The sequence below is a fragment of the Pseudanabaena sp. Chao 1811 genome, from assembly GCF_027942295.1.
GTDB lineage: Bacteria > Cyanobacteriota > Cyanobacteriia > Pseudanabaenales > Pseudanabaenaceae > Pseudanabaena.
In genome coordinates, this window is the sequence record NZ_CP101416.1 from 4123342 (window position 1) to 4142364 (window position 19023).

At 41.8% G+C, this 19023-nt stretch carries 13 protein-coding genes; 7 read left to right on the plus strand and 6 right to left on the minus strand.

Translation table 11 applies throughout. The annotated features are described in order from the left end of the window. Positions 1 to 71: 71 nt before the first annotated feature. Positions 72 to 2171, minus strand: a complete 2100-nt coding sequence (locus NMG48_RS18925) for an NB-ARC domain-containing protein (protein WP_271252973.1) — start codon at positions 2169 to 2171, stop codon at positions 72 to 74. Positions 2172 to 3057: 886 nt separating this feature from the next. On the opposite strand from NMG48_RS18925, the gene NMG48_RS18930 reads away from it, so the two are divergent. From NMG48_RS18930 to NMG48_RS18940, 3 genes are all read left to right on the plus strand, one after another. Beyond that, positions 3058 to 3480, plus strand: coding sequence for a hypothetical protein (locus NMG48_RS18930; protein ID WP_271252974.1), 423 nt, complete (start codon positions 3058 to 3060; stop codon positions 3478 to 3480). Between the two features lie 8 nt (positions 3481 to 3488). Continuing rightward, positions 3489 to 3890 carry a hypothetical protein gene (locus NMG48_RS18935; protein ID WP_271252975.1) on the plus strand — a complete coding sequence of 134 codons (402 nt, stop codon included), beginning with the start codon at positions 3489 to 3491 and terminating at the stop codon, positions 3888 to 3890. A 368-nt stretch (positions 3891 to 4258) separates the two neighbouring features. Beyond that, positions 4259 to 4906, plus strand: coding sequence for a glucosaminidase domain-containing protein (locus tag NMG48_RS18940; protein WP_271252976.1), 648 nt, complete (start codon positions 4259 to 4261; stop codon positions 4904 to 4906). A 578-nt stretch (positions 4907 to 5484) separates the two neighbouring features. On the opposite strand, the gene aroC is transcribed toward NMG48_RS18940, so the two are convergent. Continuing rightward, positions 5485 to 6567, minus strand: a complete 1083-nt coding sequence (gene aroC, locus NMG48_RS18945; RefSeq protein WP_271252977.1) for a chorismate synthase — start codon at positions 6565 to 6567, stop codon at positions 5485 to 5487. 428 nt (positions 6568 to 6995) lie between these two features. Here aroC and NMG48_RS18950 point away from each other — a divergent pair, with 428 nt between their 5' ends. Then, positions 6996 to 7559 (plus strand): hypothetical protein, encoded by a 564-nt coding sequence (locus NMG48_RS18950; protein WP_271252978.1) that lies wholly within the window; start codon positions 6996 to 6998, stop codon positions 7557 to 7559. Positions 7560 to 7851: 292 nt separating this feature from the next. Here the strand turns inward: NMG48_RS18950 and NMG48_RS18955 are convergent, their stop codons facing one another. Then, the gene (locus NMG48_RS18955; protein WP_271252979.1) at positions 7852 to 8499 is read right to left on the minus strand and encodes a methyltransferase family protein; all 648 of its coding nucleotides are present in this window, start codon (positions 8497 to 8499) and stop codon (positions 7852 to 7854) included. Positions 8500 to 8586: 87 nt separating this feature from the next. Between NMG48_RS18955 and NMG48_RS18960 the strand changes: the two genes are divergently transcribed. After that, a complete protein-coding gene (locus tag NMG48_RS18960) occupies positions 8587 to 9078 on the plus strand; it encodes a hypothetical protein (RefSeq protein ID WP_271252980.1) in 492 nt (163 codons plus the stop codon). 55 nt (positions 9079 to 9133) lie between these two features. Beyond that, complete coding sequence (locus NMG48_RS18965; RefSeq protein ID WP_271252981.1) at positions 9134 to 10597, plus strand: cryptochrome/photolyase family protein; 1464 nt, start codon at positions 9134 to 9136, stop codon at positions 10595 to 10597. 291 nt (positions 10598 to 10888) lie between these two features. Here NMG48_RS18965 and NMG48_RS18970 read toward each other — a convergent pair whose 3' ends face one another. Both NMG48_RS18970 and NMG48_RS18975 read right to left on the minus strand, forming a co-directional pair. Further along, positions 10889 to 11386 (minus strand): Crp/Fnr family transcriptional regulator, encoded by a 498-nt coding sequence (locus NMG48_RS18970; RefSeq protein WP_271252982.1) that lies wholly within the window; start codon positions 11384 to 11386, stop codon positions 10889 to 10891. A 3-nt stretch (positions 11387 to 11389) separates the two neighbouring features. After that, the gene (locus NMG48_RS18975) at positions 11390 to 14440 is read right to left on the minus strand and encodes a hypothetical protein (RefSeq protein WP_271252983.1); all 3051 of its coding nucleotides are present in this window, start codon (positions 14438 to 14440) and stop codon (positions 11390 to 11392) included. Between the two features lie 51 nt (positions 14441 to 14491). Between NMG48_RS18975 and NMG48_RS18980 the strand changes: the two genes are divergently transcribed. Further along, the gene (locus tag NMG48_RS18980) at positions 14492 to 15274 is read left to right on the plus strand and encodes a PD-(D/E)XK nuclease family protein (RefSeq protein WP_271252984.1); all 783 of its coding nucleotides are present in this window, start codon (positions 14492 to 14494) and stop codon (positions 15272 to 15274) included. A gap of 222 nt (positions 15275 to 15496) precedes the next feature. Here the strand turns inward: NMG48_RS18980 and NMG48_RS18985 are convergent, their stop codons facing one another. Then, positions 15497 to 18802, minus strand: coding sequence for a CHAT domain-containing protein (locus NMG48_RS18985; protein ID WP_271252985.1), 3306 nt, complete (start codon positions 18800 to 18802; stop codon positions 15497 to 15499). Positions 18803 to 19023: the final 221 nt, after the last annotated feature.

Here is a 19023-nt window from a genome sequence, read left to right on the forward strand (position 1 = left end):
GTGCAACTCTCTGCTGTTTTTGGGGATTAGCACGTAACGCCCGCTATGCGGAGGACGTTACATGTATATATTTAGCCGAGTCTTTTATTGCGGTTAGCTTGCATCTCTTGCTTTTTTTTGCGGACTTGGGCGCGGCGATCGCTTGGTGTTGGTAGACCAATCGGAGGCTCAATGACATTTACTTCATTGATGAAAACCAATCGAGCATCAACGGGCTGATTGAGGGTATCAGTAATTTTTACAGCTTCAAAATTCGCATCAATCTCTGCAAATTCTGTCTCATTTAACCATGCATGATATTTCTTGCGAAGTTTAGATTGTTGCTTTAGTTCCTGTTGCAACTGCTCGAGAGAACCTTCTGGCCATTGATAGTAGAGATTTTTGCTACGGATTTGGGTTTTCGATTCGGAAGTTTGTTGTGCGAGAGGATTGTTTGCCCAAGGAATACGATGATCCCATGTCGCAAGTCCACCAGCGCGATCGCTTTCTAGTAATCTCTCTAAAATTTGCAGATCAGAATGTTCTGTGACCTGCTCGGGGAAGCGGCAAAAGCTTTTTGTAAGATCACTTTGAGAAGCCCGTAACAAATTCATGATATTGCCCTGTGCATAGCCGATCGCTGTCTGGCGATCGCGCAGAGTTTGCATCAAGCTCTGCAATTCACGCTGCAAAATATCCGTACTGCCATAGTGAGCTAATAGGCGATCGGTGAGAGGTTGCAGAATCTGACGAATTTGGGTTTCACGGATGTAATCTTCGGCACGATGTTGCACAAGTGCATAGCTCATCAAGAACTCAGGATTGCGCTCAATCATCGAATTGTAAACCACATCGATTAGGCGATCGGTCATATATTCCATCACAACAGGCTGCTGCGTGAAACTATTCATATTCTTCTCAATTAGCGATCGCCAACGTAGAGAAATCACCGATTCTAGAATCTGGGATTTAGAAACCATCGGCACAATATCTTGACGCAGATTGTCGGTGGTGATCGGTTCACGCTCGATCGCCAACCAATACATTACTTGCTGCTCTAGATCAGAAAGGCGAGCATATTGCTGATCGATGAGGTTGCGAATGTCCCCAAATACATTCGCTTCTTGATCAAGAAATTCTTGTACATTGCCATCAAACATGCTGTAAATGGAACGGGATACCACCGTCAGCGCAAGGGGATTGCCACGATAGAAATCGATCAACTTCCGAGTTTCAGGGGCGATCGCCAATTCTTCACGAAACATTTGTCTGGCTTCTTCCTTAAGCCCTGTCAATTGGAGAGAACGCACCATGCGATCGCTACTATCGGGAGGCAACACATCCGCAGGCTTTTCACGACTAGTCAAAATTAGGCAGCTTTGATGGCGTACCTGTCCCACTTCCCGAAATAGCTCGCCATAGCCTTCATAACCTTCGCTGTAATGACCTGTAGTTTCGCCACTACGGAGAATGGATTCCACATTGTCTAACACAATCAAGCAGCGTGATTGCTGAAGGGCTTGGATAAACATTAGTAACAAACTATTGAAATCTTGGGGCAAAGTCGAGATCGCCTGATTTGTTAAAAAGCTGACCAATTCCGACAACATTGTTTCGACCTTGGGCGCGTTGCGGAGCGATCGCCATGCAATCAGCGTAAATTCTCCCTGTACCTGTTCTGCCAATTTCGTCGCAAAGGCAGTCTTACCGATGCCGCCAATGCCAAATACACCGAGCAAACGGCAGCGATCGCTAATCACCCAATTTTTAACCTGTGCCAGTTCTTGAGTACGACCATAAAAAATTGAAGTATCGATCGCATTACCCCAATCGCAGCGCTTAGTATTTCCATCTTTAGCAATTACCTCAATGTGGGGATTGCTTAGGGCAACAAGAGGACTCGTAATCGGTTGACTCATACTAGTAACATTGCCCATTAAACGCTTGGCATGACTACGCACCACCACTTGGAGATTGTGCTTAGTAACGCGCTCACCAAAGCCCTTAGTCAGCATCTGCCACAGACGATAGCCGACATCACGGATATAGGAAGAGTCATATCCGCAGGTCTCCGCAATCTCAGCATAGGTCTTACCTTCCCAAGTTTGGCGGAAAAGTTGCTCCTGAATGTTACTTAGGCGCTTGCCCTGTAATGCAGCATCAACAATGGCGATCGCGTCTTCAATAGTCATGGTCGTAACTCCTCTTAAATTAATATCTCGGTAAATGTCTCAGTCTTGAAATATCTCGGTCGTGAATTTAAAGATGCCTAAGAATGTCGTTAAATCTCAATTGTTAAATAAACAATAGACATTCATTTAGATGTGCATAACTTTGGAGTTTTGCAATCATATTTATCATGTTTAAGCAATGACTTATTCCTGTAATTTCAGATAATTTGATCAACATATTCTTGTTTTTCACGTTAGATAAATAGCATATATTTTTGTGTTTGCAATAGATTTGGCTGACTTTTATATAGATCCTGATTTAATCTGACATTGGATAAACTTGATGACAATCTTTTCTTGTTTTTTCTGTTTTATGCCTGTAAACAAAGGCTTTATGGCAATCAGGTCATATTTAAAATTTGTTCATCAAATCATAGGATGATTGTTTTTGTAAACAAAATATTGTAAAAGTATTGTCTTTCAATCTATTCCCATATTTTTGTAATTCGGCAAAGAAGTAAATAAACATTGGCAAATTATTCAAGCTGTGTTTTGCAAGAATACATAGATTGGATATGGATTGTTTTTGCAAATAATAAAATTAGAAACCATCTAATTTCATTTGGCAATTTTATAGAATTTATCCATACATTTACTGACAAAAAATACTATTTTTTCTGGTGTGCAAATTACATTTTAGATCGTATGCTGGTTGTTAACAAAGGTCATAAAGTTGACTTGTTCACCTTTATAACCTAAGTACCGTCCTTTCGGCTCACTTACCCTCACATAAAAAGAATGTTTAATTCTTGTATCACTGGTAAGAGCATATGGCAAGAGGTAAATAGCGTTTTACGACAAAAAACGACTTTTCCTCATCTACCCTCACAAATAGAGGCATTGAAACATGAGCGCATCCCATCATTTGCCCCAACGTCATCTCAATTTATTACCTAGTTCCGCCCCAAGAAACTCATCGTTTTCTGTGCGTCCTAGTATCTCTGAACGCTTTTCGCAGCTAATTCATGAGATTGAAGTCTTCTTATTAGCCTGCACCTATGAGGAAATGTGTAAATTTTGGAATGCGATCGCTAATTTGCGTCACTGCCTACAAAATTGCGCTTATCCATCCGAAGTACCCCAATTCTTAACTGGTAGGCGCAGACATAGAGAGTTCTGCCGTATTTTGGAGGTGTTAGCGGATTTAACCTATCCTCAAATGCACCTGTCTAATCACTTAGCTGTAGGAAAAGTCTCAAAGAAAACTCAAACCTATCCTCAGTCACAGCAATCAGATTTTGGCTATCCTCACTTAGTCACACAGAGATAGGAGGACATATGCAAAGCGATGCCTTTCCTACTCCACCAATATATTCCCATCACTTTCAACCGCGGTTATTGTCAAACTTCACTGAACAAGAGGAAAGTCAACCAGATAGTGATCTGCATCTGAACCGCCTCCTCAATGAGGTCGAGCTATTAATTACAGAATGCTCATCAGAGGAATCTCAGGCTTTTTGGTCAGCAACTAACCGCATCAAAATCAAGCATCAAGTGATTGAATCTATGCAAAAAATTGAGAGCCTGTTTCTCGATATTGCTAGGGAGTCAACGCAAGATCCTGAACTGATATCTGCTGTTGCTGAAGGGTTACTCTATACCAGTTCTCACAGCGCCTCATCCAATCATGCTTTCAGAAAATTAGATATTCCTCAATTTCTCAAGCATAAGGTTTGTTAACTTTCTGATATTTTTGCTAGGCAAAATGGCTTGAAATTTTCTAAAAACCATACAAGCACCTGTCTAGTCATATATAAACAACATTATACCGAAAATATTAAATTAATTCTCTACCCAAGACTTTAAAGATATGAAACTTTTACTATCTATTGTTTCCGCTTCTGCTTTACTACTTCCTTTTGCTGGTAGTGCATCTGCCTATTCTCAAGACCCCCGCAGTTGTAGTGATCCTCGAACTCAATATCCGTCAAATCCCCCTTGCCAAAAACAGCAAGATTTATTTAACGTCTATAAGGACTAAAAAAATGAGCCTCTCAGTGCCACATTTTTCATTCCATAGTCATTAATTTAGATAGAGCAGAACAGATATGAGAAGAAAGCAGTTTCTTCAAATTGGGGCTGGTGCGATCGCCATGTTCATGGTTGATCGACTAGGAAAAAACTCTGTTCAAGCTCAAGATCTTTTATCTTTGCCCAGTAGCTCCCGTAGAGACCAAGTCTGCTCTCAAATTCTCACTGGCAAAATTGATCGGATTATGGGAGATGGCATCACTTCAGAAGTGCAACTTTTAAGGCTTTTACAACTTAATAGTGCACCTTTAAATATTTATGGAGACTTGCCGACGATCTATCGCGAAGAAGCCGCGATCGAAGGAGTTAATTATGACATTGCCTTTTGTCAGATGTGCTTAGAAACAGGTTTCTTGCAATTTGACGGAGATGTCAAACCTGAACAAAATAATTTTGGTGGAATTGGCGCGATCGGTAATGGTATACGCGGTGATAGTTTTAGCGATCGCCGCATTGGGATAAGAGCGCAAATCCAACATCTCAAAGCCTATGCAACTACGAAGCCATTAGTACAACCTTTAGTAGATCCGCGTTTTAGCCTCATCAAACGTGGTACTGCACCTTTACTGGGGCAGCTTAGTGGCAAATGGGCTGAAGATCCGAACTATGACAAAAAAATTCTGGCAATTCTCCGCCGTCTCTATCAGTTATCTGGATTTTTCTGAAAAGCTTAAAACCTTAAAGGCTTGCCAAGCAAGCCTTTAAGGTTTTAAGCTTTTCTTCTGCTTGCGAGATTTGCTCTTGAACAGCAAAATGGTAAAAGCAAGGCATACATATCTTGGTTATGAAGCGTATTGATAAATATGCCTTACGACCTGTCTCATAGTTTATGGGGGAGCATAAACTAGAGACATTTCTAAAATATGCAAGATCTGTGGCTATATAACTAAGCCGTAACTATTCCATCACGAAATTGGCTATGCCTATTCCCTTGCATATAAATACTTGTCAAAATAGAAAAAGCTGAATGGAGCTAACCACCGATTTCTTTTTAATCAATTGTTATTTTTTATAATTCCAATATAATTTCAATATTTTTTAATGTACCTATTCCCGTGATTCCAAAATAACATATTTTGATGTAAAAACGTTATCTATAGCAAGGCAAGATAAAAAGATGAGTGGTGGCGCTTCGCGCCACCACTCATCTTTTAGGTTTTAAATATTTTTAGCAATTTAGATAGAAATCACAAACAGAAGAAGAGATTGTACTCAGTACAATCTCTTCTTCTGTTTGTGAAGTTTATAGAGCAACTGTTTTTTGAGTGAGATAGCGATCGCATAGCACTAACGCCACCATCGCTTCTACCATTGGCACAGCGCGAGGTAACACACAGGGATCATGGCGACCTCTACCTGTAAGCGTGGTTTCTTCCCCTGCAATTGATACCGTTTTCTGTTCTAGTAAAATCGTTGCCGTTGGCTTAAAGGCAACCCGCAAAATTATATTCTCTCCATTAGAAATACCACCTTGAATTCCACCAGAATTATTCGTCCGAGTGCGAAGGCGATCACCATCCATATAAAACTCATCGTTATGTTCACGCCCAGTTAGGTGAACACCATCAAAACCTGAACCAATCTCAAAACCTTTACTAGCAGGTAAAGACATCACCGCTTTGGCAAGATCTGCTTCCAACTTATCAAATACAGGATCGCCCAAACCTACAGGCACATTTCGCGCCACGCATTCGACAATACCGCCAACGGAGTTCCCATCGCGTCGGATTTTGTCGATAAAATCAATCATTTTTTCCGCCATCACAGGATCAGGACAACGCAAAATATTACTTTCGACCTGCTCTAGGGTGACTGTATTCGGATCAATATCGGGAGCTACTAAATCTTTTACCTGTCTTACATAGGCGATGATTTCAACACCTGCGGCTTGTTTCAAGATTTTTTTGGCGATCGCACCTGCGGCAACCCGACCGATGGTTTCCCTTGCCGAAGATCTACCGCCGCCTTGCCAGTTGCGAATGCCATATTTTGCTTGATAGGTGGCATCGGCATGGGAAGGACGAAATTTTTCCGCCATTTCTGAATAGTCTTGGCTACGGGCATCTTTGTTTTGCACCAAAATCATGATTGGCGTGCCAAGGGTTTTGCCTTCAAAAACTCCTGACAAAATTTGGGCGCGATCGTCTTCGCGGCGTGGAGTCACAATTTTGCTTTGCCCCGGTTTACGGCGATCGAGATCGACCTGAATATCAGCTTCACTAAGCTCAAGCTGTGGTGGGCATCCATCGACGATCGCTCCCACGCCGCCGCCGTGAGATTCCCCAAAAGTCGTGACGCGAAATAAATGCCCGAATGTACTACCCATAATTTAAATATTGAATCCTAAAAAATAAGTGATAGTCAAAAATTGACCATCACTTATTTTATAGTAAGCACTCTTACAAAATAGTGAGAGCGCCAAGCACTCTCTAGGTAGCTGGGCATAATTACAAAAATAAACCCTAGAAGCTGTGGTGCATGAGTAGCGTGCGCCACAGCTTCTAGGGTTTTTATCTAGCTATAGCAGTCCTAAATCATTTGTAGATTTTTGAGTTTATAGAAGCGCACCCCTTCGGGTCGCACTCTCTCAACCTATTTGGGATTGCTATATGCTAAGCCAAACGATTTGCTTAATTCTCTCGTTGATGAGACTTTCAAATTATTGAAAATCGATTGTTTGGTATCATTATGTTACTTTATTGTAAATTAATTAAAGATATTCTCTATAGAAAATATTTTAGAGGTAATTAAATAATGTTTGATTGGCAAAAATTATCTCAAATTAGAGAGCTTAAAGAATATTTTGATGCTGATTTTCAAGGATTTAAAAAATGTATTGAAGATCATATCCATGAATTGCAAAAAGTTGAGAAAGAAGAACTAGATAAACTTGCAATCATAAGAGCTATCGAGGTTACAAATGGTTGCGTTCAACATGGATTTAGACGTAATGATGAGAACTGCCTCACAGTCGAACAAACCCGTGAATGTATGCAGAGAGTGATCGGATTTATGAACGATCAGAAAGTATATTTTCCTAGTGGCAAGTCTATTAGTTTTATTGAATCTACAAATCAGTTAATGCGTGAGGTAAGGGAGCTTTATCAAGATGCATTCAAAAAGAATATAGCTGATCGAGAAAGAGAATTCTATGCGTGTTCTACGGCTCATTTTTTAGTATATGGTCGTCAACGATTAGAATCCGCCATGCAATTAGTCCAACAAGAATTTGAGTCCTTATTTTCAAAGCACTATATCGAAAAGGGGCGTAAATATATTGCTTCGTATATCGAAGCGATTCCATCCGAAAATATTTAGGCGATCGCAATGGGAAACTTTTAGCATTATTTGTATAGACAGGCGATCGCTGTTTTAGTGGAAAAATTAAAATTAGCCTTTCCACTAAAACAAAGTCAGTTCTAAGAAGGCGAAAAATGGTAAAAATTGCTTAGCAATTTTTACCATTTTTCGCCATTTGTGCGGCGCTTCGCGCCGCACAAATGGCGTTATCGAACTCACGTTAAAACAGGTATAAATATTTACAGTAGTTTGTAATGGTTATTGCTCCAGTGTGAGATTGCACTGTAGCAGCAATCGATCCAGCAGGTTTCTATTCGTTTCCTTGGAGAATTGGTTGTGCCGTAGAAAATAGCTTCGGTAACAACAATCCAGATCTTGCTTTATATGCCTCAAATTCAGGATATCGGGAAAGAGATTTATCTTTTTTAAGCATATTAGGAACAAAGATTCCTGCAAAGAAACTCCCAAGAATTAAGAAAGGAATCCAATGCTGTGTCAACATTGCAAAGCTAAAGTATATTAATATCTCTCCTAAATAGTTAGGATTGCGCGAACGAGCAAAAAAGCCTTCTGTTATCAATCCAGTTTTATATTTGAGTGTGTAATATTTTTGAGCATCACTACCATAGTGCAGAAATATGCCCAATAGATTAATTAAAGCTGCTGAAGCTATCACAATAGGTGAAGGTTGTAAATTACTACTAACGAGAATAAATGGTGCAATCCAGTAAAGACCTATTACAAAAAAAGTAAATATTCCTGTTGCTAATGGAACTTCCTGTTCCCATTGTTTATCAGGATAGTAACGATCTTTGAGTAGCCAGAGGATACCATAACCACCATGCAAAGCCAGATAAATAAAAGCAGCTAATGTAAAATTGTTGTAAGCTGCCATGAGAGATAGGACAACTATAAATGTCAGTCCTTTATGCAGATTAATTGCGTGTTTGATTTTCATAAATTTTAACTTTAATGAAAAAAGTTATTTGTAATGCTAGCAGTTCTTTTTGATTTATAGTTGCTGTTATGTTTACTGGTAATGGATATGGCTAATATTACTGGCACATGGCTTGGAACTTACTGGCAAATGGGTAAACCAACTCGCTTTGAGGCAACCTTTATCCAGCATGAAAATATGCTTTGCGGCAATATTTTAGATGATGGCTATTTGGGAGAGGCAACATTACAAGGTGAAGTGGTAGGGCGCAATATCAAATTTGTCAAAAGCTATATATCGACTACTAAACAACGTGCTTCGGTCAACTATAACGGCACAATCACAGAAGATGGAAATTCTATGCAGGGCAGATGGGATTTCTTTGGAATGCTTGGCTTTCAAAATTGGGAAGCTCACCGTAACGAAGAAAATCTAGAAGATGAATTGAGAAAATATATAACAGTACAATCGCCCAAGAATCAGGTAGTCCTAAAAAGAAAAGGATTTATTGAGGTAATGATGGCTGTGCAAAGCGCCGCCCATCCTTACCAATCATTGAAGTTGCTATTATTACGGGGCTTGACTTCTCGCACGGGTTAACTGACCAGTGCCAATAAAGAGATAATAGTGATTTGAGTTAAGTCTGTGGATATTTATGCATGAAATAGCTAGCAATTCAAGAATCCCGATCGCTTTAGTCTGGCATCGGCGGGATTTGCGAATTGATGATAATCCTGCTTTGAGTGAGGCGATCGCACAGGTGGGGGATCAAGGGATCGTGATGGGTTTATTTATATTTGATCCCGATATTCTCGATGATGGTGTGACCGAGGGCAGCAAGGTTGACTTTATGCTCGGTTGTTTGCGCGAGTTGCAAGCCAACTATCGACGTTTAGGCAGCGAATTGCTATTTATGTATGGACAGCCCGTGCAATCGATTCGTGAACTGGCGAAAGCAATTAATGCAAGTCATATCTTTTTTAACCAAGATGTCGAACCCTTTGCAATTAAGCGCGATCGCGAAGCAACTCAAGCTTTGCAAGAACTAGGCGTAAAGGTTCAGAGTTTTGTGGATATTGGTTTGATTGCTCCTGATGCGATCGCTACGCAATCAGGAGAACCCTACAAGGTCTACACCCCCTTTTGGCGCAATTGGCAAAGTAAACCAAAGCCTCAACCATTCGCATCTCCTCAAAAATTAACAGGTTTAGCAGGTTTAGCAAGTTATGATAATTTGCCTGTAATTCCTTTACCAAGCTTGCGTGAACTCAAATTCATCAATGACATTACCTTACCGAAAGTGGGCGAAGCCGCAGCTTTAGAACTATTAGAAACCTTTTGTGATGGTAATGGAATTTTGCGTTATCAAACGGAACGTGATTTTCCTGCCCATGCGGGGACATCGACATTGAGTGCCCATTTGCGCTTCGGGACAGTTGGCATTAGAAGAGTATGGGAAAAAGCGATCGCGGCTGAGCAACTAGTGCGTAGTGAAGAGGATGCCGCAGGAATTACTACATGGAAACAGGAACTAGCATGGCGGGAATTCTATCAGCATATTCTCTTTTACTTCCCTGAATTAGAAACAGGAGCCTATCGTCCCCAAATGCGAAACTTCCCTTGGGATGATGACGAAGAGAAATTTACTGCATGGTGTGAAGGTCACACGGGTTATCCGATTGTCGATGCAGCAATGCGGCAACTTAATCAAACAGGCTGGATGCACAACCGTTGTCGGATGATTGTCGCCAGTTTCTTAACTAAGGATTTGATAATTAATTGGCAATGGGGCGAACGCTATTTTATGCAGAAATTGCTAGATGGTGACTTAGCCGCAAATAATGGTGGTTGGCAATGGAGCGCATCTAGTGGCATGGATCCCAAGCCTTTGCGGATTTTTAATCCTGCATCACAAGCCCGCAAGTATGATCCAGAAGGTGAGTATATTTTGCGTTGGCTACCTGAATTGCAGGGATTGACTACAGCCGAGCTTTTGAGTGGTAATATCCCGCCGCACCAATGCAAAAAACGTGATTATTCTCTACCGATTGTGGATCACAATATTCAGCAACAACGATTCAAGCAGCTCTATAAGGATTGTAAGGTTTTTCAAAACTAAAAATGGCGTAGCCATTTTTAGTTTTGAAAAACCTTACTGGGTTTGTTTTTTAATCCACGAAGGGGTAACAATAACGCGAGTTCGGGATAATTTGAAACGGGCTTTTAGAGAGGGCTTGCGTAGCAAGCCCTCTCTAAAAGCCCAAAAGTAAAAGCCTTGCTTAGCAAGGCTTTTACTTTTGGGCTTTTAAAATTTGCCAGCTTAATCCGAACTGACGTTAACAATACTTTCGTGAATTGGTATAGAAAAAAGCAGCAGCCTTTGTGCCGTGACACAAAGACTGCTGCTTTACTAAATCGGGGAATGCTTATAGGCTTCTAACTTCTTAAGTTCTTCACTTAGTTTACTAATCTGTTCATTTTGCGAATTAATTTGACCATTTTGAGTACGAATGCGGCGAGATAGCATCCGAATAATATTTACAGCAATATCAGGAGTCTCATCGATCGCTTCATATAGTTGCTGTTGTGTTAGTACCAGACAATCACAATTAGTAATCGCTGTTACGGAAGCTGACCGTGGCTCTGCATCAAACAAAGACATTTCCCCAAAGCAATTGCCCTTGTCTAGAACCGCTAAATCTTTTTTATCATCTATATGTACTCGCACCTTACCCGCAACCACAATATAAAGCGATCGACCCTCTTGACCTTTCGCGAAAATCATTTTGCTGGGTGGATACGAAACCTCATTCATGATCGAAGCTAGGCGCACCAAAAAATCATCCCGTAACTCCTTGAAGATCGGAACGCCCCTGACCAATAACAGCCGATCAATACTGGTTAGCATTGCCTAAGACTCCCCATACCCATTTGGTTTGCCACCCATTCTGGCTTTGATCTCGGTATCAATATCTTGACTCTCTTGGGAATTATCACTTAGATTCAGGTTATTTTTTCCATTATTTTGAAAATAATAAGAAATTGCTCTTGCCTGTGCTAGAACCAAGGAATCACGATCCTTTAATAAATGGGGTAGGATTTTTGCCAGCGATCGCGGGGAAGCAACTTGTAGATAGGCGATTACTGCTTCTCTGACAAAACCTGTTGGGTGTTCTAAGCAAGCTAGCATTGTCTCCGCAGGTAGACTCCACAATTGAGTGCGAGCCACATGGAGACAGCAAGCCAAAGTCCAATCTGATAGGCAATAGCGTAAATCTACAAGCTGTTGTAAACGCTTCATCGGCTTCATTGGTTTGTGAGGATGAATTGCCGCTAAAACATTTAACTTATCAGCGATCGACCGATTGTCCACTACTGACAATAAAATTTGCTTAACGCTCAAATCAACGGTATTGTCCAAAATTTCCATGCCGCGAGCGAGACTACTTTTAGATCCCGATAGAGGATTAAATCCCGAGAGGATATTAAAAGAAGCCGCCTGAATTGCCGATGCCGAGTATAGCAATTTCATCAGCAGAAAAATACGCTCTAAACTATCAATTGCCTCATTTTGCAAGGACTCTAGTAGTAGCTCCATTTCTGAAGTTGTAACCTGTGAAAAATCCTCAACTGCTGCCCAAGCTTCGGTCATTACCCCCAGTTCTTGAACTACCATTTTCTCGATACCACTACGACCGATTAGCTCCAAAATGGCTTCAATACCTTGTTCCTGAGGAATGCGAATCAAATTTCTCAAAATTTGTCGCCGATGTTTGCCCCAAGACTTAGGCAAATTGCTTGCAAGTACAGAAATTGAAGCTTGAGTTGCAATTTCCCCCAAAATATCCCAAGCTTGGACACGGATGTTATCGGCGCTTTGATCGCTATAGGCAAGCTCTAATAATGAGCTAATGCCATCATCACCAAGATTTACTAATGCCTCATGGGCAGCTTTGCGGGTAGCTTTGTAATGCAAGCCGCGAATTAGCGAGGGGAAATATTCACTTGTACGAGTAGCAGCGATCGCTCTTAGCAATGCACACCGTACTTCGATCGAAGGATCTGCTAATAAATTCGGCACGTAATATCGTAAAGACTGCATAAAAGCAGCTTCAGCTAAAGCTCGACAACCTAATACTCGTTCGGGCTTGGATGGGCTAGTGAGCATATGACGCAAAGTATTCGTCGCTTCGGCAACTTGATCTTTATCCCCTAGACGCATCATGAGGGCAACCGCAGTACTCCGAATAATAGGATTTTGCTCTGGGCCAAGATAACTACGGAGACTATAAATATCACGATTTTTTTCATCGGCTAGCAACACATAGCGCAAACATAATGCTTGTACTTGTGGTGAAGCATTAGGTGATTGCATGACCTCGTTGATGTAGGGCAGATACTTGGTTTCAGGATTTTCCAGCATTGCCTCAATACTTTGCGCCTGCAAATCTGGTGTCATCTGAGCAAGCATGGGTGCAAGAGACTCACCTACTGCCTGTGGCACAATCTGGGTTAGCAGATCAATACAAACGGATTGTTCCGTCTGAGTCTCAGCTCTAGATATTGATTCTGATACTGCGCGGCGGAGTTCGCGAGTATCAACGGTTAGTAAACTTAATTTTCCTCTTTCAACACTCTGGATTAACAGCTCTAAATAGCCGCGGCGGAGCAACCAAATCACGATTACCCAGATCAGAGCGACAAATACAATTACTACTGCAAACCAATGGGAAGAAACTGAGAGATCAATACCTCTAGTTTTAAACACTTCACTGACAATCCAAATCAAAACCCCTGCGCCGCCAGTTGCAAGGGGATCGGCGATGCCTCTAACAAAGGATTGAATTTGGCTCCGAAACTGATCGGGTACAGCTTGAAACAATGTCGGTGCAGTGGCGGCAACAATTGTAAATCGGAATAGTTCATCAAAAAATTTCAGAACTACAAATCCTGCAAGTAAACCAAATGGAGCAAATCCTGCGATCGTGCCTGTAATGATGATGCCAACAGGTGGCATTAACACCGCAAAAAATACACCAATGCGCTCGATAATTCGGCTAGAGCCAAAAAGCTGGAGAGCAAGCTTAAAGACTCCCATGATCCCGCCAAAAATCCCTAAAAAGCTGCCGATCGCTTCTTCGGTTTTGAGATTAACTTCCAGTTGCGTTTGGTACTGAAACTCAATCATGAAAAATAAAACTTGGGCGGCAATAAAAAAACCAAAGAGGAGCCAGACATATTTGAGGAGATTGCCCTGTAGCGATCTCGTCTCAATTTCGCTGTCTTCTTCGTTTCTATAGACAAAGTTGGGAAATGCTTGGCGATAGCGGGTGCTGAGATAAAACAACAACGCTGAACCAAGAAATAACATTACACAGGTAGCGAGGGTCATATTGGGAACGCCACCCAAACTCACCAACAGTGGGTAAGAGAAACCTCCCACAATTTCAGCAACAATGATGCCTGTACTAATTAAAGGAAAGGCTCGTTTAATTTCACGAATATTAAATAACTGGTTGGCGGCAATGTCATTATTAATGTTGCTTAATACATAAATGCCTTCAACCCATAACCGAATGCTAAATACTGATGCTAAATACAGAAACGAACCCTTGGTTTGCATCAGTCCCATCCAAGCCAAAGGAAGCGGTAAGGCAAGGAGAAAAGAGATGCCCAGCATCACCCAACGCAGGGGGAAAAGTTTTTGCAACCATGAGTAAAAAACGCCAAAAGCCGTAACCACAAAGGCCGTAGCCATATATACCCAAGTGAGATTTTCGGCTTTATAACCTTCTAGAAACAGGGTAGAGCTAGAATACTCAAGCCATACCGCCCCAATCGATGTTGCACAATAAAATAAAAACATCAACAATGTGCGTTCAGCTTCATCTGGACGCAGGTTGACGATTTTTAAAAAGCGCCGCATCGGGGAATTAGAGTCGGGGATGGCAGGTGCACTCATAGGTGATGGCGATCGGTTGACGATATGGTACTACAAGAACGCAAATCTACAATGCCAGCTATTTTTCCAATTACTTCAATTTCGCAAGGACATCTCAATATCTGGGAAACTTGTCGGCGTAAGTATCAATATAAGTTTTTAGAGGCACTGAGTTTACCAGATGCTGATCTAGATAGCGCAGAAAAATTGCAGTTGGGGACAAAGTTTCATTTACTTATGCAGCAAAAAGAACTAGGGCTTGATGTTGTAGCATTGGCGAGTAGTGATGTTAGGTTACAAACTTGGTTAACTGCTTTTGATCAGCAACCTCCAGCAATGATCTTGGGTGATCGCTTATGTGAGCATCGACGTACCTTAGAAGTTTCATTGCACAATAGTGAAAATGACAATCTCGAACAAGGGTATTTTGTCTTAACTGCTATTTATGACCTCTTGCTTTTAGGTGATCGCCAAGCGCAAATCCTCGATTGGAAAACCCATCAAAAAGCGATCGCGGCTGACAAGTTAGAAACTAATTGGCAAACGCAGCTCTATTTATATCTATTAGCGAAAACAACTGATTATGAGCCTGAGCAAATATCGATGACCTATTGGTTTGCTAACACTGCCCAGTCCGTAATTATTAACTATTCTCCAACTGCTTACGAGCAAACTGAAAAAAAGCTACAGCGAATTTTGATGGAGATTGCGGAGGCTCAGGAATATCCCAAATTAGAGGAGATCAATAATTCTACTTGTCAATATTGTGAATTTTGCGAGCGCTGCGATCGCGGTGACATATTAACTAGCTTTGCACCCAGCAATATTGAAGATATTCCCGAAATTGCAATATAAAAAACTGTGGCGCACGCTGCGCTTGCGCCACAGTTTTTTATATTTACTGATGTTACGTGGAACTAGGATCGCCCCTCATCCCCCAACCCCTTCTCCTGCGGGAGAAGGGGAGTAAAACCCATATTTGTTTCTTGTTCCCCTCTCCTGCGGGAGAGGGGCTAGGGGTGAGGGCTTTAGAAGACTTCCACGTAACACCAGTATTTAGTGCTTCGCACCTAACATTTATAAGCCATTGCTAATCAAGATAAAGGCTGACCAGAAATAGGGATGGGAAAAATCCTTAGATCGGATTGTTGCCAATTGGGCTTGACGTAAAGAATTTGCCTTAGACTGATCGCTTTGTTTGATATTGCTGTAAAAAGACTGCATCAAAGCCTGTGTTCCCTCATCGCTTACCTGCCATAGAGATGCGATCGCTGCCTTTGCGCCAGCCCTTTGTACCTGATAGCCAAAGCCTAAGATTTCGATGCCATTGCCGAGATTACCCACGCCTGTTTGACAAGCACTGAGAACGATCAAATCCACATTGGACATCGGTAAATCCTTCATCTCGTTGAGCAAAATGCGATCGCCATTGCCAAAGATCAGAAACGAGTTTTCAGGCTTACCCGCATTAAATTCGGCATGGGTCGCTAGGTGGATCAAATTTTTAGTTTGCATTTGGGCTTCAGTTGCCTTGCGACTGAAATCATTAGCGACAAGTTTCACCGTATTCGGTAAAGCCGAGGAAATAGCTTGTACTTCGTCTACCGTAGCAGGTAGCCCCACCTGTCCAAATTTAGTGGTGTTGGGAGCGCCACCAAAAGCTCCTGCAAAGGTCTGTAATGGTTTTGGTGTTTTTGGGGTAAAGTCGCTGAGACTATAGGCGATCAGGTTATTGATACTGTACTTTTCAACTAGCCACTGGTTGCCATCATAGAGCGCCGCGATCGGAACATAACGTAGTTGTCCATCAGGAGCATAGAAAATGGTCTTCGTTTGAGCAAGTTCCGCCTCAATTGGCTTGATCAGAATGTTGTAGAGCTTAGTCGCAGGTTCGATCACATCCAATGAGGACGTATCGCGTAGCCCTGCTTTAAAGTCCTGTACTAGTTGAATGATTGCTGCTTCTTTAATTTTGACCGAGCGATGGATTGGTGGTTTGTTCGGAATAAAGAGAATCAATTCTAAGCGATCGCCTAAAATTAGAGGATAGAGCAAAGCATGATCTTGAGGAAGGTTTTGTAAATAGGCGGGAACACGATTTAGTTCTGTAGGAGGAATTTGGCTTAACTGGTTGACAATTTTTTGATTGCTATCAATAAAAGGTTGTAGCGAAGTTAATGGCTGTTTGGCGATCGCTTGTATTTGTGCAGCTTCTTCAGGGAAAACATAGATGCCTTGGGCGGTGCGTTCATTCCCTTTGACATTCTGTAAATAGTCTTGGAGTTCTTGGACTTTGAGTAAATCAAGAACCTGTAATGCTTCCATGACTCGTCCTTGTTTCAATAGAAGATCTGCCAGAATACGGTAATTATAGGCAATTGTTTTCTGGTAAGACTTCTGCTCATCAAGGGAAAGAACACGTAACTCCTTACGGATTGCTTCGATGCCATTTACCGATTGTTTATAAAAGGCGATCGCTAATTCAGGATATTGACTTTGGAGTAAAGAGCCAATATTTCCAAACATTTTGCTCTCTTGGTTGCGATTACCAACTTCACGAGCAAGGGATAAGGCCTCCTGAAAAGCCATAAATGCTTTGTCACTTTGCTGGGACAGAGCATAAATCAAACCGATATTATAAAATGTATTGCCAATCCCAGCCCGATCACCAATGGCGCGATAGATGTCCAGAGCTTGTTTTTGATAGGCGATCGCTTGATCAGTTTGTTTGAGTTCAGAGTAGATATATCCAACTTGAGCGAGCATCGCTGCTTCCGAAGTGCGATTCCCTGATTGCTTAAAGAAATCCAACAAGCTGAGAGCCGATTGTAGTCTTGCTTGAGGATTTCTGCTAGCAGAGGAACTTAAAGCATCAAACTGAGCGACTAGTTCCTTTGCCATTTCTTGTAATTGCGGCGAGTTTTTGGTTAGTGCTGGCAGTCGCTTCAAGATTTCATTGATTTTTGTAGTTTCTCCTAGTTGGATATACAGAGTTGCCAGATACATCGAAGCAACCCCTTCGCCTTGGGTATCGCCAATAGCTTGATAAATCGATCGCGCATCTTGTAAAGCACTGAGTGCCTTCGGAAACTGACTAAGGGCTGTATAGAGACTACCTTCACCGATGAGGATACTCGCAAGGGTTTGGCGATCGCTGGGCTTGACATTAGGAACATTGGTTAGAGCTTGGTATATAGCCTTTGCCTGTTCATAGAGAGCCAAAGCCTCACGATTTTGACTTTGGGCAAGACGAACTTCAGCGATGTTTTTGAGATTCCGTCCTTCCCCTGCGCGATCGCCTAATTCCTGATAAACCTTTTGCGCTTGCCCATAGAATTCAATTGCTTGGGGATATTCACTTAGATTCCGATAGGATGTAGCAACAGCATTTAAAATCTCTGCTTCAAGAGGTCGATCCCCTGCTTGTCGCACTAGTTCTAAAGCCTTGAGATTGAGCTGAACAACCTTTTTATACTCAAAGGATAGACTGAAAATATTACCTTCCAGATTTAACGCATTTGCCTGTCCTAATGGATTACCTAAGGCTTGATAGGCTGTGTAACTTTGTTGAGCCAGTGCTAGGGCTTGATCCTTTTGTCCCAGTAAACTATAAATAGAAGCTAGATAAAAGAGAATTTGTCCTTCGGCAGCGCGATTTCCTTCAGCACGGCTCAGTTTGAGTCCATCCTCGAAATAGGCAACTGATTTAGGGAATTCATACTTCTTAACATAAATCACTCCAATTGTGGCTAGAGTTTTGCCTTCGCGGTAGCGATCGCCTACTTCCTTGCGAATGGCTAATGACTGTTCCAGCAATGGTAAAGCATTAGCATATTGCTCCAAATTGAGATAAGCCCGTCCCAATTGATATCTTGTTTCCCCTTCGGCTTGGCGATAGCGTAACTTGTCGGCGGGGGCTAGGCTTGAGGATGGAGATTGGAGGATGGTCAATGCTTGTTGTAAATTGGCGATCGCTTGAGTTTCTTGTCTTAAACTCACCTGCACCATCCCCAAGCCTGTAAGGGCAATGGATTCTCCTAAGCGATCGCTTTGTTGGCGATAGAGATTGAGAACCTGTTGATATTGTTTTAAAGATTCCTGAAATCTTCCCTGATCAAACAATTTTTCTGCCTTGGGGAGCAAGTCTATGGATTTAGAAGTATTGTCGGCACTGGGTTTCTCACTGGGTTTCTCACTGGTTTCCGCAGCAATAAGCTGATGCAGATCGTTGTCTAAAACTTTCAAAGCATAGACGGGATTTAGACCAACTTCACCAAACATTTCGCCCCCAATGAGCAACATCCCCACAATAGCTGTGATAGACAGGCGATCGCGAATCAATTTCCCTTGCATAAATACTTGTATAGATATCTTTTGGAGCATAAATTTCTAAACTAGACTTTATAGCGGTTTTAATTTTGACCTAGTCAAATGGTTTGTGGAAGCGCACCCCGAAGGGGTGCGCTTCCACAAACCCTATATGTATCTGCAAGGGGCAATCCCTTACATGCCGCGAGATGACCCATCATGTTGGCTTATAATTTAACAGCTAAAGATAGGATGGTTGTTTTTTTATACTTGTTATCTTAACTAATCTAAATCCA

Bases quoted from the DNA above. Each gene is read 5' to 3' on its own strand.
- NMG48_RS18925 (WP_271252973.1), bottom strand. From the start codon at position 2,171: ATGACTATTGAAGACGCGATCGCCATTGTTGATGCTGCATTACAGGGC.
- NMG48_RS18930 (WP_271252974.1), top strand. From the start codon at position 3,058: ATGAGCGCATCCCATCATTTGCCCCAACGTCATCTCAATTTATTACCT.
- NMG48_RS18935 (WP_271252975.1), top strand. From the start codon at position 3,489: ATGCAAAGCGATGCCTTTCCTACTCCACCAATATATTCCCATCACTTT.
- NMG48_RS18940 (WP_271252976.1), top strand. From the start codon at position 4,259: ATGAGAAGAAAGCAGTTTCTTCAAATTGGGGCTGGTGCGATCGCCATG.
- aroC (WP_271252977.1), bottom strand. From the start codon at position 6,567: ATGGGTAGTACATTCGGGCATTTATTTCGCGTCACGACTTTTGGGGAA.
- NMG48_RS18950 (WP_271252978.1), top strand. From the start codon at position 6,996: ATGTTTGATTGGCAAAAATTATCTCAAATTAGAGAGCTTAAAGAATAT.
- NMG48_RS18955 (WP_271252979.1), bottom strand. From the start codon at position 8,499: ATGAAAATCAAACACGCAATTAATCTGCATAAAGGACTGACATTTATA.
- NMG48_RS18960 (WP_271252980.1), top strand. From the start codon at position 8,587: ATGGCTAATATTACTGGCACATGGCTTGGAACTTACTGGCAAATGGGT.
- NMG48_RS18965 (WP_271252981.1), top strand. From the start codon at position 9,134: ATGCATGAAATAGCTAGCAATTCAAGAATCCCGATCGCTTTAGTCTGG.
- NMG48_RS18970 (WP_271252982.1), bottom strand. From the start codon at position 11,386: ATGCTAACCAGTATTGATCGGCTGTTATTGGTCAGGGGCGTTCCGATC.
- NMG48_RS18975 (WP_271252983.1), bottom strand. From the start codon at position 14,440: ATGAGTGCACCTGCCATCCCCGACTCTAATTCCCCGATGCGGCGCTTT.
- NMG48_RS18980 (WP_271252984.1), top strand. From the start codon at position 14,492: ATGCCAGCTATTTTTCCAATTACTTCAATTTCGCAAGGACATCTCAAT.
- NMG48_RS18985 (WP_271252985.1), bottom strand. From the start codon at position 18,802: ATGCTCCAAAAGATATCTATACAAGTATTTATGCAAGGGAAATTGATT.